At 59.4% G+C, this 21,822-nt stretch carries 27 protein-coding genes and 2 pseudogenes; 9 read left to right on the forward strand and 20 right to left on the reverse strand.

Annotated elements, in window-relative coordinates; all coding sequences use genetic code 11:
- Positions 1–728: 728 nt before the first annotated feature.
- From C6W91_RS19000 to C6W91_RS19085, 18 genes and pseudogenes are all read right to left on the reverse strand, one after another.
- A pseudogene (locus tag C6W91_RS19000) lies at positions 729–1,589 on the reverse strand (ParB N-terminal domain-containing protein); the annotation flags it as partial.
- A 428-nt stretch (positions 1,590–2,017) separates the two neighbouring features.
- Entirely contained in the window at positions 2,018–2,410 is a 393-nt protein-coding gene (locus C6W91_RS19005; protein ID WP_370571371.1) for a type II toxin-antitoxin system death-on-curing family toxin, read from the reverse strand.
- A complete protein-coding gene (locus tag C6W91_RS19010; RefSeq protein WP_093321644.1) occupies positions 2,407–2,631 on the reverse strand; it encodes an AbrB/MazE/SpoVT family DNA-binding domain-containing protein in 225 nt (74 codons plus the stop codon). The genes C6W91_RS19005 and C6W91_RS19010 overlap by 4 nt, the downstream gene beginning before the upstream one ends.
- A 92-nt stretch (positions 2,632–2,723) precedes the next feature.
- Positions 2,724–3,149 carry a DUF6362 family protein gene (locus tag C6W91_RS19015; RefSeq protein WP_370571372.1) on the reverse strand — a complete coding sequence of 142 codons (426 nt, stop codon included), beginning with the start codon at positions 3,147–3,149 and terminating at the stop codon, positions 2,724–2,726.
- Positions 3,139–3,342 carry a hypothetical protein gene (locus C6W91_RS19020; protein ID WP_370571393.1) on the reverse strand — a complete coding sequence of 68 codons (204 nt, stop codon included), beginning with the start codon at positions 3,340–3,342 and terminating at the stop codon, positions 3,139–3,141. Before C6W91_RS19020 ends, C6W91_RS19015 begins: the two co-directional genes overlap by 11 nt.
- A 5-nt stretch (positions 3,343–3,347) precedes the next feature.
- Positions 3,348–3,869, reverse strand: a complete 522-nt coding sequence (locus tag C6W91_RS19025; RefSeq protein WP_370571373.1) for a crossover junction endodeoxyribonuclease RuvC — start codon at positions 3,867–3,869, stop codon at positions 3,348–3,350.
- 448 nt (positions 3,870–4,317) lie between these two features.
- The gene (locus C6W91_RS19030; protein ID WP_370571374.1) at positions 4,318–6,882 is read right to left on the reverse strand and encodes a VapE domain-containing protein; all 2,565 of its coding nucleotides are present in this window, start codon (positions 6,880–6,882) and stop codon (positions 4,318–4,320) included.
- A 10-nt stretch (positions 6,883–6,892) separates the two neighbouring features.
- Positions 6,893–8,212, reverse strand: a complete 1,320-nt coding sequence (locus C6W91_RS19035; RefSeq protein WP_370571375.1) for an ATP-dependent RecD-like DNA helicase — start codon at positions 8,210–8,212, stop codon at positions 6,893–6,895.
- On the reverse strand, positions 8,209–8,955 hold the full coding sequence (locus C6W91_RS19040) for a hypothetical protein (RefSeq protein WP_370571376.1): 747 nt from the start codon (positions 8,953–8,955) through the stop codon (positions 8,209–8,211). The genes C6W91_RS19035 and C6W91_RS19040 overlap by 4 nt, the downstream gene beginning before the upstream one ends.
- Positions 8,952–9,749, reverse strand: a complete 798-nt coding sequence (locus tag C6W91_RS19045) for a hypothetical protein (protein ID WP_370571377.1) — start codon at positions 9,747–9,749, stop codon at positions 8,952–8,954. Before C6W91_RS19045 ends, C6W91_RS19040 begins: the two co-directional genes overlap by 4 nt.
- A gap of 10 nt (positions 9,750–9,759) precedes the next feature.
- Positions 9,760–9,987 (reverse strand): DUF6511 domain-containing protein, encoded by a 228-nt coding sequence (locus C6W91_RS19050; RefSeq protein ID WP_206027185.1) that lies wholly within the window; start codon positions 9,985–9,987, stop codon positions 9,760–9,762.
- Between the two features lie 197 nt (positions 9,988–10,184).
- Complete coding sequence (locus tag C6W91_RS19055; protein WP_370571378.1) at positions 10,185–10,412, reverse strand: hypothetical protein; 228 nt, start codon at positions 10,410–10,412, stop codon at positions 10,185–10,187.
- 4 nt (positions 10,413–10,416) lie between these two features.
- Positions 10,417–11,136 carry a hypothetical protein gene (locus C6W91_RS19060; RefSeq protein ID WP_370571379.1) on the reverse strand — a complete coding sequence of 240 codons (720 nt, stop codon included), beginning with the start codon at positions 11,134–11,136 and terminating at the stop codon, positions 10,417–10,419.
- A gap of 19 nt (positions 11,137–11,155) precedes the next feature.
- On the reverse strand, positions 11,156–12,019 hold the full coding sequence (locus C6W91_RS19065) for an ATP-binding protein (RefSeq protein WP_370571380.1): 864 nt from the start codon (positions 12,017–12,019) through the stop codon (positions 11,156–11,158).
- Positions 12,020–12,124: 105 nt separating this feature from the next.
- Entirely contained in the window at positions 12,125–12,610 is a 486-nt protein-coding gene (locus C6W91_RS19070; RefSeq protein WP_370571381.1) for a hypothetical protein, read from the reverse strand.
- Between the two features lie 23 nt (positions 12,611–12,633).
- Positions 12,634–12,942, reverse strand: a complete 309-nt coding sequence (locus tag C6W91_RS19075; protein WP_370571382.1) for a hypothetical protein — start codon at positions 12,940–12,942, stop codon at positions 12,634–12,636.
- Positions 12,942–13,151: a helix-turn-helix transcriptional regulator gene (locus C6W91_RS19080; RefSeq protein ID WP_370571383.1), complete on the reverse strand. Its 210-nt coding sequence runs from the start codon at positions 13,149–13,151 to the stop codon at positions 12,942–12,944. Before C6W91_RS19080 ends, C6W91_RS19075 begins: the two co-directional genes overlap by 1 nt.
- 198 nt (positions 13,152–13,349) lie before the next feature.
- Complete coding sequence (locus tag C6W91_RS19085; protein ID WP_370571384.1) at positions 13,350–14,030, reverse strand: hypothetical protein; 681 nt, start codon at positions 14,028–14,030, stop codon at positions 13,350–13,352.
- A 108-nt stretch (positions 14,031–14,138) separates the two neighbouring features.
- Between C6W91_RS19085 and C6W91_RS19090 the strand changes: the two genes are divergently transcribed.
- The 9 genes from C6W91_RS19090 (at position 14,139) to C6W91_RS19130 (ending at position 20,791) form a co-directional block, all read left to right on the forward strand.
- Entirely contained in the window at positions 14,139–14,816 is a 678-nt protein-coding gene (locus C6W91_RS19090) for an XRE family transcriptional regulator (protein ID WP_370571385.1), read from the forward strand.
- Positions 14,817–14,818: 2 nt separating this feature from the next.
- Positions 14,819–15,064 carry a hypothetical protein gene (locus tag C6W91_RS19095; protein ID WP_370571386.1) on the forward strand — a complete coding sequence of 82 codons (246 nt, stop codon included), beginning with the start codon at positions 14,819–14,821 and terminating at the stop codon, positions 15,062–15,064.
- Complete coding sequence (locus C6W91_RS19100; RefSeq protein ID WP_370571387.1) at positions 15,061–17,271, forward strand: ATP-dependent RecD-like DNA helicase; 2,211 nt, start codon at positions 15,061–15,063, stop codon at positions 17,269–17,271. Before C6W91_RS19095 ends, C6W91_RS19100 begins: the two co-directional genes overlap by 4 nt.
- A 109-nt stretch (positions 17,272–17,380) precedes the next feature.
- A complete protein-coding gene (locus tag C6W91_RS19105) occupies positions 17,381–17,629 on the forward strand; it encodes a hypothetical protein (protein WP_370571388.1) in 249 nt (82 codons plus the stop codon).
- A 58-nt stretch (positions 17,630–17,687) separates the two neighbouring features.
- On the forward strand, positions 17,688–18,113 hold the full coding sequence (locus C6W91_RS19110) for a DUF2924 domain-containing protein (RefSeq protein WP_370571394.1): 426 nt from the start codon (positions 17,688–17,690) through the stop codon (positions 18,111–18,113).
- On the forward strand, positions 18,113–19,438 hold the full coding sequence (locus tag C6W91_RS19115; RefSeq protein ID WP_370571389.1) for a recombinase family protein: 1,326 nt from the start codon (positions 18,113–18,115) through the stop codon (positions 19,436–19,438). The genes C6W91_RS19110 and C6W91_RS19115 overlap by 1 nt, the downstream gene beginning before the upstream one ends.
- Positions 19,435–19,821, forward strand: coding sequence for a hypothetical protein (locus tag C6W91_RS19120; protein ID WP_370571390.1), 387 nt, complete (start codon positions 19,435–19,437; stop codon positions 19,819–19,821). The genes C6W91_RS19115 and C6W91_RS19120 overlap by 4 nt, the downstream gene beginning before the upstream one ends.
- Before the next feature lie 191 nt (positions 19,822–20,012).
- The gene (locus C6W91_RS19125) at positions 20,013–20,225 is read left to right on the forward strand and encodes a DUF2805 domain-containing protein (RefSeq protein ID WP_370571395.1); all 213 of its coding nucleotides are present in this window, start codon (positions 20,013–20,015) and stop codon (positions 20,223–20,225) included.
- Positions 20,222–20,791 carry a pyridoxamine 5'-phosphate oxidase family protein gene (locus tag C6W91_RS19130; protein ID WP_370571391.1) on the forward strand — a complete coding sequence of 190 codons (570 nt, stop codon included), beginning with the start codon at positions 20,222–20,224 and terminating at the stop codon, positions 20,789–20,791. The genes C6W91_RS19125 and C6W91_RS19130 overlap by 4 nt, the downstream gene beginning before the upstream one ends.
- A 45-nt stretch (positions 20,792–20,836) precedes the next feature.
- Here the strand turns inward: C6W91_RS19130 and C6W91_RS19135 are convergent, their stop codons facing one another.
- Entirely contained in the window at positions 20,837–21,232 is a 396-nt protein-coding gene (locus C6W91_RS19135) for a dihydroneopterin aldolase (RefSeq protein ID WP_370571392.1), read from the reverse strand.
- 228 nt (positions 21,233–21,460) lie between these two features.
- A pseudogene (locus C6W91_RS19140) lies at positions 21,461–21,754 on the reverse strand (isoprenylcysteine carboxylmethyltransferase family protein); the annotation flags it as partial.
- Positions 21,755–21,822 lie beyond the last annotated feature (68 nt).

Here is a 21,822-nt window from a genome sequence, read left to right on the forward strand (position 1 = left end):
TGCTCATACGTGGGTCTCCTCTGTGAGCAGTTACCACGTCAGCGCACAAAATTCAGGATAGTCCCAAAGTTGAGTTTTTCTCCGCTCGCAATGAATGGATAATCCCTCTCAAGCCGATGATCACGAAGAAGTTGGGTCGCACGTGCATTGAGCGCGCTCAGGCTTAGGCTGGCATAAATACCAGCGATCATTTCCTGTGATCGCACTCGGTCAGGATTCTTCGTCCAAGCATCAACCTCCCAATGCGTCGTCGGGATACCGTATTTGCAAGAGAGAACCTGTTCAGCGCATTGAGCTTCAACAACGGACTCGTGCACGGACACAATCCAAGCTTCCTCGCCCATGTTGTCGGCCAGTCGAGTCGCAAGACCAAATCCACGCGAGTTGAACAGACCAACGCGGCCGACGCGCCACCAGTCACCACGTCGCATCAGATAGACGACCTGCTTGTCTGACGCGTCGGGGTTCAAGCGCACAGAAAAGCGATGCTCGGGAGTAGCTCTCGTAACGCGGCCTGCCGCAGAAATTGCATGCATGAAGCCGTCGAACTGACGCTCACCAAACCGCGTAATCTGTCGGCCACGCCGACGCACGACGCTTTCATATGGATTATAAGATACAACTAAATCGCCGACCTGCAGAGTTTCGATCGGGACTTCGCCTATCAAAGCGGGTTGGGAACCAGCACCACGCTCAATGACTTTCTGGACCAGCGTCCCAGCAGGCTGACACGGCTCATGCTGCCAGTGATAATCGCCTCGGCTCAGCACGAGGCGCTCTTTTGCCCAGATGATCTGTGATCGGATGGTGAAACCCGCGACCTCGAGGCTTTCGGCGACTGTGGCTGCATGCAACGCGCCGTGCCAGACATAGGCGACGTCGCCGGGGAAGAGCGCCCAAGCCTCGCGCCAGTCGGCGCGGTCGTCATTCAGCACCTTGCCAGTGCGTTTTGTCTTGGCCGCGCCCGCCTGGTTGCGCCAACTGGGATCGTATTCCACACCGTACGGTGGATCGCTGACAAGCAATAGCGGCTTTACGCCGTTCAGCACTCTCTCCACATCCGTGGCGACCGTGCTGTCGCCGCAGAGCAGCCGGTGACTGCCAAGGACCCAAAGATCGCCGGGGCGGCTTATCGGGTCCTCAGGGGTTTCCGGAACATCGTCTTCGCCCCCCTGTGGACCCGTGCCGTCCTCAAGGCTGGACATCAGCGCGTTCAATTCCTCGTCTGTGAAGCCAGTCAGCCCGAGGTCAAAATCCGCCTCGAGCAGATCCGCCAGTTCGAGGTTCAAGAGGTCCTTGTCCCATTCCGCATTCTCACTGGAGCGGTTGTCCATGATCCGGAAGGCGCGCGCCTGGGACGCGGTAAGCCCCTTGGCGATATGCACCGGCGCGGTCTTGAAGCCGAGCTTGCGCGCCGCTTCCAGCCGCGTGTGCCCAGCAAGAACCACCATCGCCTCGTCCACGACGATGGGCTGGCGCCAGCCAAACTCCTGGATCGAGGCCGCAACTGTCGCAACAGCGTCCGCGTTGTTCCGCGGGTTGCGCGCATACGGAATGATCAGCTCGAGCGGCAGGTCGACGACGTCCATGGTGATGTCCTTGAAAAGCCTGCGAAACGAAATGGGGTCGAATCCCCATTTCGTTTCAGGCGTAGGTTTCGAGGCCGTCAGGCCTTTATTTTATTGGGTTTGGCATCAAAGCGAAACGAAACGGGTGTTTTTGCCGGTGTCACTGGGAAAGCGTTGCACCTCGCCCCCCCGAATACAATCACGAACAGGAGGGACCCGTTTAATTTCAATGGGTTACATGTCTCACAAAATCGACCAGAGATAGTTTTTTCTACAAACTGGTCACCACTTACGCTCCCAGAAACCCGTTCAAACCGACACGGCTCTCCCAGCCACACGACGGTCATCTTATTCTTGTTATAGTCTCTCGCTCGGCATCTGTCTCGCCTTCCGATGTCCCGCTGAAAAATGTCCCGCAGACCCAAAAGGGGTTGACAGGGCGGCCAGGCTCAAAATGCGACAGGGATCATTAACTTTGAGAGCCAGACTGCAAAGGTTTCTTCGGAAATCACGCCAGAGGCTAAATCCTCCATCACCCTTACGCCGTCGAGCGGATCCGGACGTAAGCCAAAACCATTCAGACGCAGAAACGTGGCGGAAGTCACAAAGGCTGTCCGCTTATTGCCATCAACAAAGGCATGCGCCTTAGCAATCCCGAACGCATAAGCCGCGGCAATTTCCTCAAGGCTCGGCTCTCCATAGGCCGCCTTGTTGCGGGGACGTTCCACTGCCGCCTCGAGTAGCTGGATGTCGCGCATGCCCGGCGCACCGCCGTGGCGCGCAATTTGGCGATCATGGATGATCAGAACCGCCTGCAGCGGCACCCACACCGGCTCACTCACGCAAGCGCCTGCAGCATGTCGCGATTTTCGTCCATGACGATTTGCGCGGCAGCAAGCGCTGCGGCTAGTTCGGGATTCTGCAGCGTGATTTTCAAGCTGCCATCATCGCCGCGCACCAGGTAAACCGTGTCCCCTTCGCGGGCATCAAGGGCCGCCAGCATCTCGGCCGACAGCGTAACAACGGCCGAGTTGCCGACTTTGCGAATGCGGGTTTCAAACATTGCAGGCCTCCTCGTGAATACATTGGTATATACGTAATTTGAGTGCTGGATGCAAGGTCAGGCGCCGCACCAGCCCAGCACGGCGCTCAGCATCATACTGTATGCTCAATCACAAACTCCATTGACCGCTTGCGCGGGACGGTTCTGCCGTTGAGCTTCCAAACGATCACGGCGAGCCCGTACTCGTACCGCCGGTTGGCAGCAGACCGGCTGATCCCATGGTGCCAGGTGATCCGCTTCCATGGGTTGCGGTTAGCACGCGCCCAGAGGATATGGCCAATGTCCTTGTCAAGCCACCGCAGCCACAACAGCGACTCATCGGCTTCGGTGATCATCCGTGGTGATGGCAACGGCTTTTTCATCCGCGGCTCCTGGCCCACCTGATCGGCGAAGGTGGAAACGTATTCAGGCCACGCGCACACATACCCCTGAGGGCGCACAGGTGGCAGGGATTTCATAACCTCAGCGGCAAGTTCCAGCCGGTCTGCAACCATGGCGCGGGTCCAGTCATTTGCCATAACGCACCTCCCCTATAGTAGGTGGGTTGCCATAGAGTTTTTCGCCCAACTGACGCACCAGTTCGCGTTCCGGCCATGTCAGCCGATGATCATCAACGCTGACCGCTAGCACACCCTGCGCATGCCAGCCGTCTCGCTTGACCTGTTCCGGGTCACGGCGATGACCGCCGTAGCCTCTCGGCGTGAACCGCATGCCCATCAGCCCAGCCCTCCCTGCGTTTCCAGTGCCCAGAGCAAGATCGCGATGGCGTCTGCCTCGTTGTCGTCTGTGGGGCTGAAACCGCGATTTCGGGCGGCGTCGATCATGGCCTGTTTGGGAGCGTTGCCTTTACCGGTGGCATGGCGCTTGATTGTGCCCACTGGCACACCCTGGTACGGCACGCCACGAAGCTCGGCCCAGCTGGTCAGAACCGCCATCAGACCGCCATAAACGTGGCTTGCGTCGGTCCCGGCGTGGCGGCGCACCTCTTCAAAGTAAATCGCCTCGATCGGCCCGGATAGCCTGTCGATCTCGGACAGCCAGTTGGTGAAACGGAGGTAGCGCATGCCACCGCCATCGTAGCGGCCCGGCTTAAAACTGACGGTGCCGCTAGTGATCAGCCCATTAAAGCCTCGCAGGGCCCAGCCGGTTGTCGTGCCGAGGTCGAGGGCCAAAATCGTTTTGGCGCTGCCGAAGGTCTCGGACAGCGTTTCCGTCGGGATCAGTTCTTGTGTGTTCATGGTGAAGGCTCACGAATTCGAATGGGCCTTCGGCTTTGGTCTCCTCCAAAATACTGGCCCGGACCTTGCCGAGCAAGAATTTTCCTCGCGTCAGGCGGTCAGTTCCTCGTCACCACCTGTCACCACTGCCCCAATTGAGTGGTGACAAAATTATGTCAATGAAACCAACGCTGTCACCATTGTCACCACCTGTCACCACTAAATGGCTTTGTATGTACGAAACGGCAGAAGGTTACCCCGAAATACACATGTATATGTATAAGGAAGGAAGTTGGACGCTCCAGTGGTGACAATGGTGACATCATTGTTTTCAAAGGGTTATTTCTGTCACCATCTTCAAGGCGAGATGGTGACAAACGCTCGGTGGTGACGCCCCAAAAGCCAAGGGGCACCCTCTCGGATGCCCCACTTGTTCGCTATGCGTCACCGATGTTCCGGCGCGAAGCCATCATTTTGGACGTTTGCGATATCGCCATTCTCGTGCCTCGCCTGTCCGGCGTTGATACCGCTCCCAGTTTCGGGACGTGAGCCAGGAACCAACGCGCATTTGATCCGGCTTCGTCCACCGCGCCGGTTCAATTCCGATTGCTTCCGCGAGAACCTCACCAACGGATACGTCTCTGAGCGGCTCAAGTCGCTCAAACTCTTCATCCTGCCAATCTTCAAATCCGGCATAACCCTTGTTCACACGACGTGTTTCATGCGTCAGCCACCGATCGATCAAGCCGTCCCAGGCATCGGACTGGTACCGTTTGTCCTGCTCCTCTTTCGCAGCCTTGATGAGCGCTTTTTCCTCCAGCCACCAGATTGCACCGTCCTTGAACCGCGCCACGGCTTCGGCCCAGAGTTGATCGCGATCCCGGCGGAGCGCCTCGATATCGATCTCGCCGCAACGGATCGGCCAGAAGCGGCGGTTGCCGGTCTCGTCGCGCAGATAAGTGTCCGGGTTCACCGTTCCGGCAAAGACGCATTGGCGTTTGATCTCGACCGTGTGGCGGCCATAGGGCGGCCGAAACCGGTCTGTAGTGCGGGTCAGAAACGCCTTGATGCGCGAGACCTCGGCGCGACCAATAGCGTCGAGTTCGGCAATTTCGACGATCCAGACCCCCTGCATGTGAATGGCCGCGTCCTTCGATCCGAGGTCTGGCAACTCGTCGGTAAACCAGTCCTTACCTGCCAGTATTTTGAGTGCGGTCGATTTGCGCGCACCTTGCTCGCCCTCGAGGATCAGCATGTGATCCGCCTTCACGCCCGGCCGATAGATGCGCGCAATCGCCGATATCAGCCAAAGGCTGCCCATGGCATGGGTCAATTCCGTGGGCTCGGCGCCCAGGTAGTGGCTGGCCCACGTCTCGATACGGGGCGTGCCGTCCCAATGCAATAAATCGAGATAGGCGCGCACAGGATGAATGCGGTGCGCGCGGGCAACTGCACCGACCGAGCGGCCCACGACGAGGGGCGCGACATTCACTTCGCGATGCTGAAGCCATTCGGCCAGCCGGATGTCATCGCTGTCCTCCCAGGGCCGCGGATAATCCATGTCCTGCTCATCCCAAGGCACTGGCTGCAACACGACAACCTCCTGACGGAATTCATCAAAGGCGATGGTTCCTGCAAAGGCCGGATCGGAACTCAGAGCTATGATGACATTGGCCTCGTTGCGCTCCGGCGTCCCGGAAAGATCAAGGCGCAACCGGTTCGCCCAAGCCGGGCGGGTAGCAGGCTTCATAAGGCAGCCGGTACTGTTCAAACGACGGCGCAGGACGCCAAGCTGTTTGTCGAGGATCGACATCGCAATCCCAGTGCGCGCCTTGATCAGCGACAGCACATGACGTTCCTCCATGGGCTCAAGCCGCGCCTTGACGATGCGCCCCATGAGGGTGCCCATCTCGGCGAGATCGGGCGGATTGGTGAGCGCCTCGGTTGCGGTGGCCAGCGCGTCGGCGGCACGTTTCAGCTCTGCAGGAGGCGTGCTCGCTGAAGTATCATCAGCGCCGAGCGGACGCTCGGACGTGACCGTCGGACTGCCGTAATCCGTCTTTACGGCTCCCCGCAGCAGATCGTCGTTGAAATCGTCGCCATGGAGCGGGGCAATCACCTCGTTTGGGATGTCCGCCATGTTCAGCCGATCTGACAATGTGGCGGCCGCCTGACGCCCCGCCTCGCCCGCATCAGCAAAGATCGTAACGCGACGTGTGCCCTCAGGCCATTTGAAACGTGCCATGCCGTCAGCCGACAAGGCCGCCCACACGGGTGTCCCGAAGACTGCCTGTGCCGCGAGCGCCGTCTCGATGCCCTCTGCCACACCCAGATGGCCATCTTCAGGCAACGGAAAGAGCCGCACCGCCGCCTCCGCGATCGTGCCCAGCATCTTCTTGCCTGCAGGTGCCTTGCCGCTGCCATCGTCCAGCAGGAAGGTGCGATGGATGCCGCCGACTGGATCACCATTTGCCAAGCGCGGGATCGCGACCATGCCGACCCATCCACGGCAACTTTCGTAATCCGTGAGGTCAGGGTGAAACAGGAGGTCCGGCGATCCTGGACTCCTCAGCCCACGCGACTGCAGATACGTATCAGCCAGGCTGCCTGCCAAGGGCACGCACCCGTCCACAATGCGGCGTATTTCCAAGCTGTGGTCGGGGCGTACTGGCGCTGCTGGTCGTGTTGGCAGGTCACGCTCCAGGCGGGCCAGCCGGGCCGCTTCATCAAAAAGGCGCCCTTCGCTCATGCCCGTGGCGTGGTAAATCATGTCGATCGGCCCCGCACGTTCGCCCGTCGCAAAGTCAAAGCCCCAGCCTGCATAGGGCCCGTCGAGATGGATCACGCACGAGCCCTCACCGCGAGAACGGTGCCCGGAAAGATCGGCGCACCGCATGGCGCGTTTATCATGGCTCAGCTGTGCCTCTGGAAACAGCGGCGGCAGCCAATCGCGGGCCGTGGCAGCGAGCCGCGCCTTGATGGCGGTCAGATCATGTCGGGCGCCGGGGGCGAATACATCGTTGAGATCGATCACGGGCCATACCTCATGCAAGGAGCACGAGACCGCGCTCCGCACGGGTGATTGCGGTGTAAAGCCATCGGCGACGGTCAATCTCGCTGCGACCAAGCCCATCGTCCCAGACGATCACATTTTCCCACTGCGAGCCTTGCGCCTTGTGCGCGGTGATCGCCCAGCCAAACGTCGCCTCGATCAAATGCTTTTTCTCTTTCCAATCCCGATCATGGCGCGTGCGATCAAATGCGACATGATCCTCGAAATGTCCCTTATAGATGCGCAAACGCCCCGGTTTCCCCTTAGGGTCCGAGGCCCCAACACGACGACCATCCTCGTCGGTCACCACGGCAGATAAAAATATGCTGCCTTCGTCCACAATGTCTTCAAGCGTCAGGAACATGCCATTGATCAACCCGAGGTCATTCTGGTTCTTCAGGCAGACGATCTTCTCGGCGGCTCCTGAGGGCAGGACGCCACCGGCCAGACCGGCCGCTCCGCGCATGGCATTATTCAACTGCAGCCGCGTCGCGTTCATGCCACAAATCAGCTGCCCGCCGCGCAGCGCCTGATCGGGCGTGATATCGGCCTTGTGCATCTTGGCGACATGCTCGTCATAGCTGCCAAAGCCAATCGGCTGGCCCTCACGCGCCATGGTGGCCAAACGGATGATGGCGCTCTCGGATGCCTGACGGTGGATCTCGGTCAACATCACATCCGGAGCGACGTTGGTGAACGCCCCGTCTCCCTTGATGGGTGGGAGCTGACCGGGATCACCCAGCACAAGGATGGGTTTCTTGAAACTCATCAAATCCCGCGCCATTTCATCGCCCACCATGGACACCTCGTCGAGCACGATCAGCCTGGCGTCGGCGGCATCGCTTTGCGCATTCAATGCAAAGCGGGGCTTTTTCATCGCGGATAGAGCCTGGCGCACGGCCTCAATTCCAGCTTCCGCCGCAGTCCGATCGAACCCGGACAAGGATCTGACGCTGATTTCTGCCTCGCGCACTTTCTGCGCTGCCGCTGCGATTTCCTCCTCCGTGGCCTCTGACACAGAGTAAATCAGGCTGTGAATGGTGCGCGCGGGCGTGCCTTTTCGGCTCAAGACCAGCGCGGCCTTGCCAGTGAAGGTCGCGGTGACGACGCCCGGCACGCAGCTGCCTTCGCGGGCGCTCCGGTGTGGCGACAGTCCCAGTTCGTCGAGTGCAAATTTCAGAACTGTGGATTTTCCGCTTCCCGCGTAGCCAAAAAGTCGGAACACTTGCTGCTCATGGGTTCGGGTTTCAAACCAGGTCTTGATCGCGCGGATGGCGGCCGCCTGGCAGTTGGAGGGTGTGAAACTGGTCATGCGGCTGATCCCTTTACGATGTAATCCTTGACCACGCCTCCCTGCGCGGGATCGCCAACCTGGCATTGGCGTACAAAAACACGACGACCGTCTGCGAGTTGGCGCCAGTGACCACGGCGGATATGCCATCGCGGGCTGGCATGGGTGCCGCCGAGGTCCTGGGCTTTGGCCCGAGCACGCGCGACATCGATGGTAACTTGGTGCCAGGTCCACCCACGCACGCCTGCCTTGGCGTACGGGCGGCGCAGCGCTGACATTACCTTGCGCGGCTTGTCATCGCTCGCGAAGGCCAAGATGCTTAACGACCGCCACACCATACCTGAAACGGCTTCCATATACATTTTGGCCTGATCCTGTTTGATCCCAGGGTGTACCGAGACATCTGCCCAACCAGGCTTGGCAAAAACGGCGTGTGCGAGACAATCGGTCCAGCGCAGGCGTTTTTTCCAGCGAGAAAACAGCGCGGCTTCGACACGGTCCTCAAACTGACGCACATACACCAGCAAGGACTCACGCTCTGGGTGGCGATCCTTTACCTCGAAGATGACCTCAGGGTGTGGCAGCTTCAAATCCTCAGCCATAATCACCCGACCGAGGGCCTCAAGATCATCACTGTCAAATGCAGCCTGATCAGAGAAATAATAAACTGGCGCTGCCTCAAGCCCCTCCAAGAAGAAGCCGTAGGTGGATTTTAGGCGCAGTTGCGGTGCCAACCGTTTGAACTCATAGCCATAGGGGATCATGACTTCGCCCTCCAGCAACGCTGCTCCCAGGCACAGGGTGGATGCCAATGGCCTGCGGCCATGCCCCCTTTGCAGACCACTGAGGCCGGCTCAGCCGCCTCGCGCGGCAATAATTCCTGTGCGTCCGACGCCCGCACCACTGCGACAGCGCGATCGCTCATATGCTGGGCAAGTGCTGCATCGAACGGCACCAGTTCCGCATAGATTTCCATCGTGTCGCGATTGAACGCGGTGAAGAGCGCCGGGTTGGGCAGCTCCAGATAGGCCTGGTAGAGCGCGATCTGCGCCGCATAGACAGGCTTTGAAACGATAACCCCGCGTTTGACAGTGTCCTTCCAACTCGAGGCCCCGAGCGCCTTGGTTTCCCAAAGTGCGGGATAGGACATCTCGACCGGGCCACTGACGATATAGCCATCAATATGGCCTTTGAACCGTCCGCCCAGAGCCGTGAAGCCGAACTGCCGTCCATCGTCGCGCTCGGTGCGCAGGTCAAACCCCGCAAGCCGCATCCAGCTGGCCACCATATCCTCGCCGCGATGGCCCGCCTCAAAAATGCGCAGGGTTTTGGGCGCGAAATCCTGACCTTCGTCTTTGGGCACGGCCAGATAATCGTACTGAATCTGCCGCAGGCAGGCGCGACCAAGACCAGAAGAGCTGACGTAGCGACGCGGACGCTCGCTGCGATGGCGGGCGCCAAGGCCGATGTCAATCGCATCGCAAAGAGCTGTGGTGATGTCGGGCGTGGGGCGCAAGGTCGTGTATTGCGCGCCAGACCCATGGTTCAGATCAATCATGGGGAATACCTCAAAATGGAATAGGGTCTTCAGGCAGGCGGCCATCGCGTTCCGGCTGCGCGCCTTGGGTCTGCATGCTGTCGATGTAGCCGGTAACCGCCGCTTCAATCAGCTGATCGATCTCGGCTGCGGTGCGGTCAAAAAACGGGGCCATCAGACCAAGCGCCGTCAATGCTTCCGCAAAATCCTTGCGCGCATCGCGGATGGCCTGTGCCTCGCGGGCCGTTTTATCAATCATTCCGTAACTCCTCTTGGCGAGGTCCGCGCCGATGTCCTGACACCGGCGCGAACAGAATTTATAGAACGGGAACTGCGACCACTGGAGGCGCAGGCAGAAGCCGAAGCCCCGAGCTTCTCGGCCGCAAACCGCGCAGGCGCTTGGGCTCCGCCCGTTTGCGGCTGAAACCCTCCCCCGGAGGGTTTCTGAAACGCCGCTCACCCCATCAGCAGGTTTTCGAGGTCCTGATGTGTCCCCGGGGCTTCCCGTATCTTGTGGGATGCCAGAACGATGAAGCGGCTGATTGCCACCGAGGCCATGGCGTCGAGATCCGTGAGCCGCAGGCTTGCGATGGGCCGGTCCAATCTTCCGCGGGCCTCGAGCCATTTGCCGATCTCCTTTGCCGCTTCGCGCGTGACATGCGCCTGCCATTCATCCGGGGTCATGGGCTCAGCTGTTCAACCAGGCAGGAGCGCCCCCAGGCGTTGCTGCCGATGTGGGCGCGCCAGGCTGTGCTTGCGCGGCCGGGGCCTGATGTGGCGCGTTGGACCAGCCCGTCTGGGCTGGGGCTTGTGCGTTCCAGGCTGCCGGCACCGCCGCTGGTGATTTGCGCGGCGGCGCATTGACCGGCTCGGGCGAGACGGTTTCTCCGCGCATGATCGCGGCGTAGGTCAGCTCATTGGGCAGCACCACATTCGCGATCTTGTTGCTGTCGCGGTAGTTCGGGTTGTCCGGGGCCTCGACCATGATCCGCGCGGCAAATGTGATGCCATCAAGCTGCTTGAGCCCTCCGATCACACGTTTGGCGCGGGCGGCCTCGCTCAAATCATCAGGTTTGAGGCCAAGGGCACTGTCGATCATCGCCCGGAAGGCGCTTTTCGAGATGTTCCAGCCCTTCGATTGGCCCTTTTCATCAAGCTTACCGCCCGCAACGGTGAAGTTCTGCCAGAACTTGCGCCGGGCATAGGGGCCCTCGGTCACGGTGAATTCGCAGTCGAGCATCTTCGCATCGCTGTGCGGCGAGGCCTTCAAGAGCCCCGCATCCATTTCACTGGCGCCATTTGCGCCACCGGGGCGGAGTTTCATCATCACCTTGGCAAAGGTGCCATCGGGGATCAGCTCGCCCATCGGGGCCATTTGTGGGCCCGCGTCGTTCAAATCAAAACTCATGGGATATGTCCTTTTCTGTTCAGACTGGGGATGAAGTGGGAGGGGTCGATGCCGAGCGGCCGTCGATCTTGGCCAGCAGCGCGGCGAGGTCCGGTGGCTCGGTCATGTCGAGGCGGCCGGAGCGGTCCTTCGCGGGTAGGCCCCAAGGATTGCCGGACTTGCACACAAGGCGGCGGTCGGTAGATGTGTCATCGAGCGTCCAGTCGCCGTCGACATCCTTGCCAAAAAGCTGCATGGAGAGGACCTGATCGACGATGCCGGGCAATTCACGGCCCGCTTTGGTCCCTTCCATTTGCGGCACCCAGGACGACGCCCCGTACTCATCGGTGACCTTTTCCAGGACGCCAACGAAGATGACCGTCTTGCCACGCGCATGCTGCAGGTGTTTGAGCGCCTGAATGACCTCGCGGCCCAAAAGCCCGTAAGCACCGCGCACATCCGGCTTGCCCGTGCGGTCCGAAAACGCCTCCGGCTGCTGTTTGGCATAGGCCATCGCCTGACGTGTCAGATCGGTGATGCTGTCGACGAAAATGATCGAGCGGTCTTTGAGAAAGGCTTCCAGCCCGCTTTCGGCATATTCGCGCTGCACATGGGCGTGGTATTCCGGACCATAATAACTGCCTGGGTGCTGTGCTGGATCCGGGCCGCCAATAAGGATCACAAGATCCCGGAAATCTGGAAAGCTGCGGATCGGGATGCTGGGCCCGCGCCAGTCCTGAACGGATTTCATGCCAGCCTCGAGATCGAAGCACACCGCCTTATCCGCGGGCAGCGTCTTGATCAGCGTGGTTTTCCCCACGCCCGGCGGGCCGAATACCGCCAGCGAAGTTTTGTTTTCAGATGCCGACAATCGTTCGTCGGCGGTGATGATGCGCAATGCCATGGCGCGCTCCTTCAGTTGTGTGAAAAATCAACGGCGGCGGGGGATGACCGGGCGCCGAAGGGGAGCCTGCCCTGCCTTTCGGTCAGGGCGTCCCCGCCGCCGCATTCAGGGGGCTTTGGCCGGCTCGAGCTTGAAGCTGGCCTTGCCAGAGCCGACGGTTCGCGCCGGCTCGAAGCCTTTGCGCCAGGCCTCGGGCAGCGCACCGTACTTGCGCTCCGAGACGGTCAGCTTGGTATCGATAAACTCGGCCGGGTCCTCGCCGCTATCGGCGATGTTCCGGGCAATCTGTGCCAGCCTCTCCTGATCCCAGTCGACGCGTTTGGGCAGATCGGCCACCACGGTGTAATCGCCATCGGCCAGGCGAACCGTGCCGGTGTCCTTGCCGCAAGCCCGACGCGCCTCCGCGGCGCGGGTCGCGTAGCGAGCCTCAAGGGCAACGCTGAACCGAGCAGTCGCGGCCTTCAATTGTTTGCTCGCGTGATCAAGCTCGCCTTGAAGGGCGTCCAGCAACTCGACCGGCATCTGCGCCAGCTCACCAGTGGGCATATTCAGCATGTCATCCACGCTCGGGGTGTTTTCGGGATAAGTCATGAGGGCTCCTTTTCGAGGATGGGTCAGGCAGCTGCCGCCAGCTGCTTCACTGATGCGGAGGGAACGGCGCCCTTGTGCGGGCGGGCGATGGCGAGGTAGGCGAAACGGTCCGGACCAAGGCGTTCCTGGACAAGGTGGATGCGGCCGAGCTCAGAAAGCCGGTAAGCTGCGTTTGCTGTTGCACGCAGATCCTCAAGCGCGGGTTTGCCGAGCGTCGAGACATTGGGCGTCGTGTCGACCACGAGAAATCCTCGGTGATAGACAAGGCGCGCGCCGGGCTCGGCAACATCAACCCACGCAATCAGCGTGATTTCTGAAACAGCCACAGACATCACGACACCCTCGGGGTGCGGATGCAGTTATTCAGCTGCAGTTGCTCTTTCTCATGATTAAGGATGTCTTCCAGCCGATAGACGACGCGCCCCCCGATTTTCATGAAGGCAGGTCCCTTGCCCTCCCAACGCCACCTCTCGAGTGTGCGATGAGACAACGTCCAACGTCGGGCGAGCTCCTTTTGCGTGAAGCAAATCTTATCGTGCATCGTGGTCTCCAGTTCAGTTCTTGGAGCCAAGATGCAAAATTGATCTGTGGGATGTCGTCAGGATCGATGGGGGATGCAGAAGGGGATGGTGGATCCCTTAAATACAACGCCCGAAACGCAAAGAGGGGGATGGCCATCCTCCTCTATCCCCCAGCATGTCCCCTTCCGATCCCCCACCGCGAGGGACCGAAGATGGGATCATTCGATGTTGAGCCTGTAGTTGCCTCGACGATCAGAGCGAATCAACTCACGCCAGTTATCCTTCGACTTGAAGACATCCGACATCCGCAGGCTTCGCGAGCGCGCTTCAGACAGAATGTTCTTTCCATTCTGCCAAGGCTGCCCGGCTTGAGCCGCTCGATGTAAGGAACGAACGACGGCGGCCTGAATTGGACCAAGCTGAAACCGGTGGCCATTGCAGCGCACCTCGGAATAGTCGCGCGATACGATGAATGTCGGCTCCTCCAGGCGGCCACCCGTCGAGAATCCTTTCATGATTTCATAGCGATCGCGCTCATCGCGTCGCATCAAAAGGTCGCCGATTACAACGTATAGGGGATCGACAGAGCCCCAGAGTGACGCATAGTCGGACTGGACGGAGCGGAACTCGCCTATGTGCGCCTCTCCGCATCGAAACAGTTGAAAGACATCACGCGCGTGCAGATCCACTACACCGCTGAATGACAAGCGATCCGTCGGGATACGGAATGGTCGCCCGTCCGGGTCCTCTTCGAAATCACCAAACTCCAGCGGCAGCCCAAACACACGTATGGAGAGCCGCACCTCATCGTTTTCTGCGAGATAGATCAGGTCATCCTCAGCAATCGACCAGCGTTCAAGGATCTCGGAGAGCGCAAAATATGCTTTTTCAATTTCCATTTTTCCTCCGATTCCCCTCGCCAAATGTTCTAAATTTGTTCTACCCCCTTGACGAAGTTGGATCAATCCAATCTTATCCTATCTAATCCACATCCTTCTGGGGATAACATGACCGAACACCACACGCTTGCGGATCGCCTGCAGGCTCGCGCAAACCAACTCGGGCTCAGCCCTGCGCATGTTGCTGAAATGGCCGGTGTGAACCGGTCGTTCGTCTATGACATCCTGCGCGGGCGCTCGACGCGCCCAGGGCTGGACCGTCTCGCAGAAGTCTCCCGGGTGCTGAAGGTAGAGCTGGACTGGCTCATACACGGAATTGGAAGCGTGGAAGGAGCGTCCCCTTTCATCGAAAACCCTGACGACAGTTTCGTCGCCATCGCACATGCCGGCGTCCGGCCGTCCATGGGCGGAGGCGCTGTGGTCTTAGATGAGCACGAGGCCCCAGGGCGCGCCTACCACTTCCGCAGGTCCTGGATCAAACAGGGGCTGAAAGCCTCGCCGTCCCAGTTGCGCATAATGACCGTCGAAGGCGACAGCATGGAGCCGACACTATTCGATGGCGACACAGTTCTCGTCGACATGACAAGGCGCGCTCCCAGTCCCCCAGGCATCTTTGTGCTCGATGACGGCATGGGGCTCGTTGCCAAGCGCCTACAACACGTCCCAAACAGCGACCCGCCGGCAGTGCGCGTTATCTCCGACAACAAGCATTACCCTGAGTATGAACGCACCGCTGATGAGATTAATATCATAGGACGGATTCGCTGGTTCGCTCGGGAGGTATGATCATGTCCCATGTCATCATTCGCGGAAACAATGGGCGACGACATGAAGTTGATTTCGAGGATGCCGAGCTCACGGTTGAAATCTTCGTCAATGAACAAAACGTGGAACTCGTGATAGAGGCACTGGATGAAGACCGCCCCTGGCAGAAGAAGCGGTTCGCATTGGTCAATCTTCCTCGCTCAGAATTCGACCAAGCAATGGCCAATACGGCCCGGAATCGGACATCGTCAATCAAGGCTGTTGAGTGAACGATGGTGCGGGCACGACTGAGGTCCTTGCTGGCCTGGTGGAACGCGTAACCTTCCACAGTACGGAGAGCGGGTTCTGCGTTCTGCGCGTCAAGGCGCGTGGCCATCGTGACCTCGTCACGACTGTTGGGCATGCGGCAATGATTTCTGCCGGTGAGTGGGTCACCGCCTCTGGCGTTTGGGTGAACGACCGCAATCACGGTTTGCAGTTCAAGGCGCACTTCCTCAAGACCCATGCACCCTCCACACTCGACGGCATCGAGAAGTACCTTGGCTCCGGCATGATCCGCGGCATTGGCCTGGTCTATGCCAAGCGGCTCGTGAAAATGTTCGGCAAGGATGTTTTCGACATCATCGAGGCCGAGCCGGAGCGCCTGCGCGAGGTTGAAGGGATCGGTCCCAAACGCGCCGACAAGATTACGTCCGGCTGGGCAGACCAGAAGGTCATCCGTGAAATCATGGTGTTCTTGCATCAGCACGGGGTGGGCACCGCGCGCGCGGTACGGATTTTCAAGACCTACGGCACCGACGCCGTTCAGATCATGAGCGAAAACCCCTATCGTTTGGCCAAGGATATTCGCGGCATCGGCTTCCGAACGGCTGACTTGATCGCCGAGAAACTTGGGATCGAGAAAACCGCGATGATCCGGGTCCGGGCGGGAATTTCCTTCGCGCTGACCGAGGCGATGAGCGATGGTCATTGCGGCCTCCCTCGCGCAGACTTAGTCGGCCTTGCAGGCAAACTGCTCAAGGTCCCGGCGCCTTTGATCGAAAGCGCGCTCGCCGAGGAACTTGCTGAGGAAACTGTGACAGCCGATTGTGTTGATGACACGGACTGCGTTTTCTTGACCGGCCTCTACCTGGCAGAGCGCGGCATTGCGGAGCAGCTAAAGCGTATCTGCGCTGGCAGCCTACCCTGGCCAGATATCAATGCCGACAAAGCGCTGCCTTGGATCGAGCAAAAGACTGGCCTCACGCTGGCAGCCAGCCAAGCCGAGGCGATCCGGCTCGCCCTTCGCTCAAAGGTTATGGTAATCACCGGCGGGCCAGGCGTAGGCAAGACCACGATCGTCAATTCGATCCTGCGTATTCTTGCGGCCAAATCCGTGAAACTTCTGCTCTGTGCCCCCACAGGTCGTGCCGCAAAACGTATGACCGAGGCAACCGGAATGGAGGCCAAGACCATCCATCGCTTACTGGAGTTCGACCCCAAAGTTTTCGGGTTCAAGCGCAATGATGAAAACCCGCTCGAGTGCGACCTGCTCGTCGTCGACGAAAGCTCCATGGTCGACGTGTTGCTCATGCAATCGCTGATGAAAGCCGTTCCGAGCCATGCAGCGCTCTTGATCGTGGGCGACATTGACCAACTGCCCTCCGTCGGCCCCGGCCAGGTCCTAGCCGACATTATCGGCTCGGTCGCTGTGCCGGTGGTCCGCTTGACCGAGGTGTTTCGGCAAGCCGCACAGAGCAAGATCATCACAACCGCCCATGCAATCAACGCCGGCCGACTGCCTGACCTGACCCCACCCAAGGACGATACGGATTTTTATTTCGTGCCGGCCGCCGATCCGGAACAAGCCGTGCCGCGCATTGTGGAACTCGTCTCCAAACGCATCCCGCGCAAATTCGGGTTCGATCCAATCAAGGATGTACAGGTTCTCTGCCCTATGAACCGTGGTGGTGTGGGCGCGCGTTCCCTTAACATAGAATTGCAGGCCGCACTGAATCCTGCCGGAGAGAAAAAGGTCGAACGCTTTGGTTGGACCTTTGCCCCCGGCGACAAGGTGATGCAGATTGAGAACGATTACGACAAAGACGTCTATAACGGCGACATCGGCATGATCGAAGATGTCGATCTTAATGAGGGTGAAGTCGCGGTCAATTTTGACGAGCGGAGAGTCACCTTCGTCTTTGGGGAACTCGACACGCTGGTGCCCGCTTATGCCGCAACCATCCACAAAAGCCAGGGCTCCGAATACCCCGCCGTGGTCATCCCAGTGATGACCCAGCATTACGCCATGTTGCAGCGCAACCTGATCTACACCGGCGTCACGCGCGGGAAAAAGCTCGTGGTGCTGGTTGGCCAGAACAAGGCGGTAGCAATTGCGGTGAAGAATGTTTCTGGGCGACGTCGCTGGTCCAAGCTCGATGAGTGGCTCCGTCCCGTTGAAGCACCTCAATCTCATCAAAACCCGCTTCCGACATAAACACCATTAAACACGCAGACCTACCCGGCACTACGGTAGGTCATTGTTTTTGTTTGAATTTCAGCCTCCAACGCGCTTCATTCTGAGTGACAACCAGAAAGACGCTCCCATGAACAGCATCACTGCAACCCCGGTTTCGGGGCCCAATCCTCTATGCCTTGAGCGCATGTCAGCAGACGCGCGCCTCAAAGAAATTGGCCGCATCCTCGCTGCAGCCGTGGTTCGGCTGAACGCCGAACAGTCCAGCGATTTATCTTCTGAGAACGAAGACAGTTTCGTGGACTTCTCGCGCCGAAAAAGCGGTGATCGTCGTGCAAAACGTTTGCCGCTAGGAGGAATTGATGAAGCAGCACAATAAGATAACCCCAGCATTACCAGGAAGCGATCCAAACCTAGACCAAACGGTGCTGTCGCATATGGCCGCCCTGAAGGCGATGTCGGTCAGGGACCTCAAAGCTGAATGGGAAAAGCTCCTCGGCACCTCGGCACCAAACAATAGCCGGGCATTTCTTGAACTTCGGATCGCATATCGGATCCAGGAGCTAACTTACGGCGGCCCAGATCGGGAAACCCGCCGCATGCTGGATCTGCTTGCCGACGAGGTTGAAGGCCATGCCCGCCGCAAACATCAGATCGCCGATCCCCGCAATCCTGTAGCCGGAACGAAACTCCTGCGTGAATGGAACGGCGCCGAGCATACGGTCACAGTGCTGAAGGACGGCTTTGACTGGCAGGGCCGCAAATACAAATCACTCTCGGCTGTGGCCCGCGCCATCACCGGAACGCGCTGGAACGGGTATCGTTTCTTTGGCCTGCGCGAGCGCAAGCGGGAGGAGGCATGATGCAGATGGAAACCCGTCCGAACCGCCGCCTGCGCTGCGCCATCTACACGCGCAAGTCGACCGAAGAAGGGCTCGACATGGAGTTCAATACCCTCGACGCCCAGCGAGAGGCCTGCGAGGCCTATATCGCCAGTCAGAAGTCTGAGGGATGGGTGGCAACCCGCGACCGCTATGACGATGGTGGGTTTTCTGGCGGCAACCTCGAACGTCCGGGGCTCAAGCAGTTGCTAGCTGACATCGACTACGGATTGATCGACGTCGTGGTGGTCTACAAGATCGACCGTCTGTCCCGCTCGCTGATGGATTTTTCCAAGCTGGTCGAGGTGTTTGACCGCAACGGCGTCACCTTCGTCTCGGTCACGCAGTCCTTCAACACGACCACCTCGATGGGGCGGCTCACACTGAACATCCTGCTGTCGTTTGCCCAGTTTGAGCGCGAGGTCATCGGCGAACGCATCCGCGACAAGGTGGCAGCCTCGCGAAAGCGCGGGATCTGGATGGGGGGCTATGTACCCCTCGGCTACGATGTGCAGGATCGCAAACTGTTGGTGAACGAGGCCGAGGCCGCATCGGTCCGTCGAATATTCGAGCGGTTTGTCGAATTGGGTTCCGCCACGGTTTTGGCGCGAGAACTGCGCAAGGAGGGCTTCCGCAACAAGCAGGGAACGCTGATCGACAAAGGCTATCTCTATCGCTTGCTCAAAAATCGCGTCTATCGTGGTGAGGCCGTCCACAAGGGCAAGGCTTATCCCGGCGAGCATGACGCCATCATCGACGAGGCGCTCTGGGATCAAGTCCACGCAATCCTCAAGGAAAGCCCGCGCAAACGTGCCAACAACAGCCGGTCGCGGACACCTGCTCTGCTGAAAGGCTTGATCTTCAGCGACACCGGCGCGGCCATGACGCCTACCAGCACGAAGAAAGGTGCGAAGCTTTACCGCTACTATGTGTCGATGGATGTGATCCGGAACCGTGAGACCGGCGAAGAGACCGCCCCGATGCGGCTGGCGGCAGGAATGGTCGAGGACGCGGTCGTGACAGAGGTTCGCCGCATCCTGCAAACGCCAGCGGTGGTGTCGCAGGTGTTAGCCGCACTGAAACGCGACGGCCTTGGGGCATCCGAGGCGGATGCGATAGCGACATTGCATGAATTCAGCGCGCTCTGGGCACAGCTGTTCCCTGCCGAGCAGGCTCGGATCATTCAGCTTCTCGTTCGGCGCGTTAACGTCACCGCCGCGGGGCTTGAGGTCGACATCAGGCGCGAAGGGATCACAGGCGTGATCCGTGAAATGGTCACGCCGCGCCAGATGGAGGCTGCGGAATGACCAAGCCTGACGACACGATCCGCGTGCTGATCCCGTTGAAGGTGCGCAAGAAGAACGGTCGGCCAAAAATCCTGCCGCCTGCCGACTACCGCCCTAGCGAGGACCAGACCCAAGATCCTCATATCCTGCGGGCTATCGGTCGCGCATGGGGATGGCGGCGGCGCATGGAGGCAGGTGAGTTCGCCACCATTCAGGAACTGGCCGAGGCCGTAGGACTGGCTGAGCGGCATGTCAGCCGCCAACTACGGTTGGCCTATCTGGCACCCGAGGTTCTGAAGCGGTTGACCTGTGGGCGGGAGGCGTCGGCGGTTAGCCTGTACGATCTGTGTTTTCTTGCGGGGGAGGGTTGGGGGGAGCAGGTTGGCCAAATATTTGCGAATTGACGGCTAAATCAAGGTGATCGGAAATCACCCGTCAATACTCGAAACGAAGATGGATACAGGTAGACGTGCCAAATACAATAGACCGCTTCCGCAAGTCCGGTACGGGTTAAGGCTGCTGTCCCGTGGTGCTTGAACGACCAGCGCTTCAGAGGACGCTTGACTTGTCACAGGGCAATGACACTTCCCATCGTATGAAAAGCGAACTCCTTGACCCTGCGATCATTGGCGAAATCATCGAGATGGCGCTCAGCGATCATACGAGCTTCGATGAAATCCGAACGTTGCACGGGCTGGGGCCCGACGAGGTCAAGGCATTGATGCGACAAAACCTGAAGCCTGGCAGCTACCGCGCTTGGCGCAGACGTGTGCGCGCTTTTGCCGACCGGCGGGAGGTCTACAAATGAAGGCAGACCCCCATCCCTGGGCCTGCGATCTGTCGCAATTGCATGCCGAGGTCTGGACACGCTTGATGCGCGGTGTGCACGACCGGCATGCCCCGGCCCGGCACCCGACACTGGCGACTGTTACACCGGATGGCAGACCGCAGGCGCGCACGGTGGTTCTACGCGCAGCCGACAAGGCAGCGGGCTCGCTGGATATTCACACGGATCTGCGGTCAGCCAAGGTTAGAGATGTGCGCATAACACCTTTTGCCGCAGTTCATGTGTGGGACGCCTCGGCCCATCTGCAACTGCGGCTGGAAGCTCACGTCACGCTTTTGACCGGTCCAGACGTGACTGCAATTTGGGCGCGTTTGCCCGCAGCGTCGCGATTGTCTTACGGCACCACCCCGGCACCCGGCCAGCGTATCGCACAGGCACTGGATTATGAGAAAGTCGCCGACCCGAAGTCCTTCGTCGTATTGCGGCTCGCTGTGGCAAATATCGAGGCATTGCATCTTGGACCAAACCATCGCCGCGCCCTGTTTGACCGCGGTGACAATTGGGCAGGGACGTGGCTTGCACCCTGAAATTCGCAACGCTTGAAACGGCGGCTTTCACAGCGACTGCACGCTTCAGGCTATGGCGTTGTGCAGCGCGGCCATCGCTTCGCCATCAACGATCAAACGCACTCCAAGCGTGCCGGTCCCGGACAGAACCGGCCGCTTGCGCAGGCAGATGTTCACCGCCTCGATCTGGGGATACTGCGCGCAGGCTTCGACGATACGGGTCATCAGCCGTTCTTGCGTCTCATAGTGTTGAGCGTGCGCCAACGTGTAGATGCGTCGGATTAGGGGGTCATAGTCAAACACCAGTGCCATCTCGTCTCGCGGAACCATCACAAGATGGGACGAAATGGTAAGTGCCAGATCCAGAATATGCGCATCCGGCACAACTTCATCCGGACCATAAGTCCCGATCCGCACGTCAATCTGCAAGTCTTTCAGTTCGATAAAGCTCAGTGATGGCAAGTCCCAGTCTCCGTTTTTCTGTTTAAGGGGCTAAGAACAACCCAGTAATCATCTCATCTCTAGCCGAACACGCACGCCTAGCCATCATCGTCCAACGATGCTTTGCCCGCGCAGTCGATTTGGCGGTTGAACCATCCCAGCCGCCTGGAAACGGGGTGCTTAAATGTATGACCCCAGCGAATATCGTCTGACCACCAGCGGTCTGCGACGTGGACGTAAATCGTCAGGTCATTGCGCATCGGGGCGGTCCCCGCGCAAGCGCGGCAGCGCATAAGGCACCTCGGCGCGATACCGTGCAAACCGATCACCATATCGGGCGGCAAAGCGGCGTTCTTTCAAGCGCGGTGCAAGTAGGCAATAGGCGGTAAAGCAAAGGGCCAACGCCAATTGGTCCGGCGTCCAGATCGGCACGGTCCACAACGTCAGTGCAAAAGCCATGTAGATCGGCTGACGTATCAGGCGGAACAACCCTCGAGTCGGCATATCGGGAAACACAGGCCGAATGCGCGCCATCAGCGACATCCTATAGCGCGTCAATCTGGGTGAGACGCTAGCGACAATCAGGATGAGATTCTACGTCGCGGCATCGG

Source organism: Phaeobacter sp. SYSU ZJ3003, from assembly GCF_041300735.1.
GTDB classification, from domain to species: Bacteria; Pseudomonadota; Alphaproteobacteria; order Rhodobacterales; family Rhodobacteraceae; genus Phycobacter; species Phycobacter gallaeciensis_A.

Coding starts and splice junctions, on each gene's coding strand:
- C6W91_RS19010 (WP_093321644.1), bottom strand. CDS start 2,631: ATGTTTGAAACCCGCATTCGCAAAGTCGGCAACTCGGCCGTTGTTACG.
- C6W91_RS19015 (WP_370571372.1), bottom strand. CDS start 3,149: ATGGCAAATGACTGGACCCGCGCCATGGTTGCAGACCGGCTGGAACTT.
- C6W91_RS19020 (WP_370571393.1), bottom strand. CDS start 3,342: ATGCGGTTCACGCCGAGAGGCTACGGCGGTCATCGCCGTGACCCGGAA.
- C6W91_RS19025 (WP_370571373.1), bottom strand. CDS start 3,869: ATGAACACACAAGAACTGATCCCGACGGAAACGCTGTCCGAGACCTTC.
- C6W91_RS19035 (WP_370571375.1), bottom strand. CDS start 8,212: ATGACCAGTTTCACACCCTCCAACTGCCAGGCGGCCGCCATCCGCGCG.
- C6W91_RS19040 (WP_370571376.1), bottom strand. CDS start 8,955: ATGATCCCCTATGGCTATGAGTTCAAACGGTTGGCACCGCAACTGCGC.
- C6W91_RS19045 (WP_370571377.1), bottom strand. CDS start 9,749: ATGATTGATCTGAACCATGGGTCTGGCGCGCAATACACGACCTTGCGC.
- C6W91_RS19050 (WP_206027185.1), bottom strand. CDS start 9,987: ATGATTGATAAAACGGCCCGCGAGGCACAGGCCATCCGCGATGCGCGC.
- C6W91_RS19055 (WP_370571378.1), bottom strand. CDS start 10,412: ATGACCCCGGATGAATGGCAGGCGCATGTCACGCGCGAAGCGGCAAAG.
- C6W91_RS19060 (WP_370571379.1), bottom strand. CDS start 11,136: ATGAGTTTTGATTTGAACGACGCGGGCCCACAAATGGCCCCGATGGGC.
- C6W91_RS19065 (WP_370571380.1), bottom strand. CDS start 12,019: ATGGCATTGCGCATCATCACCGCCGACGAACGATTGTCGGCATCTGAA.
- C6W91_RS19070 (WP_370571381.1), bottom strand. CDS start 12,610: ATGACTTATCCCGAAAACACCCCGAGCGTGGATGACATGCTGAATATG.
- C6W91_RS19075 (WP_370571382.1), bottom strand. CDS start 12,942: ATGTCTGTGGCTGTTTCAGAAATCACGCTGATTGCGTGGGTTGATGTT.
- C6W91_RS19080 (WP_370571383.1), bottom strand. CDS start 13,151: ATGCACGATAAGATTTGCTTCACGCAAAAGGAGCTCGCCCGACGTTGG.
- C6W91_RS19085 (WP_370571384.1), bottom strand. CDS start 14,030: ATGGAAATTGAAAAAGCATATTTTGCGCTCTCCGAGATCCTTGAACGC.
- C6W91_RS19090 (WP_370571385.1), top strand. CDS start 14,139: ATGACCGAACACCACACGCTTGCGGATCGCCTGCAGGCTCGCGCAAAC.
- C6W91_RS19095 (WP_370571386.1), top strand. CDS start 14,819: ATGTCCCATGTCATCATTCGCGGAAACAATGGGCGACGACATGAAGTT.
- C6W91_RS19105 (WP_370571388.1), top strand. CDS start 17,381: ATGAACAGCATCACTGCAACCCCGGTTTCGGGGCCCAATCCTCTATGC.
- C6W91_RS19110 (WP_370571394.1), top strand. CDS start 17,688: ATGGCCGCCCTGAAGGCGATGTCGGTCAGGGACCTCAAAGCTGAATGG.
- C6W91_RS19115 (WP_370571389.1), top strand. CDS start 18,113: ATGCAGATGGAAACCCGTCCGAACCGCCGCCTGCGCTGCGCCATCTAC.
- C6W91_RS19120 (WP_370571390.1), top strand. CDS start 19,435: ATGACCAAGCCTGACGACACGATCCGCGTGCTGATCCCGTTGAAGGTG.
- C6W91_RS19125 (WP_370571395.1), top strand. CDS start 20,013: ATGAAAAGCGAACTCCTTGACCCTGCGATCATTGGCGAAATCATCGAG.
- C6W91_RS19130 (WP_370571391.1), top strand. CDS start 20,222: ATGAAGGCAGACCCCCATCCCTGGGCCTGCGATCTGTCGCAATTGCAT.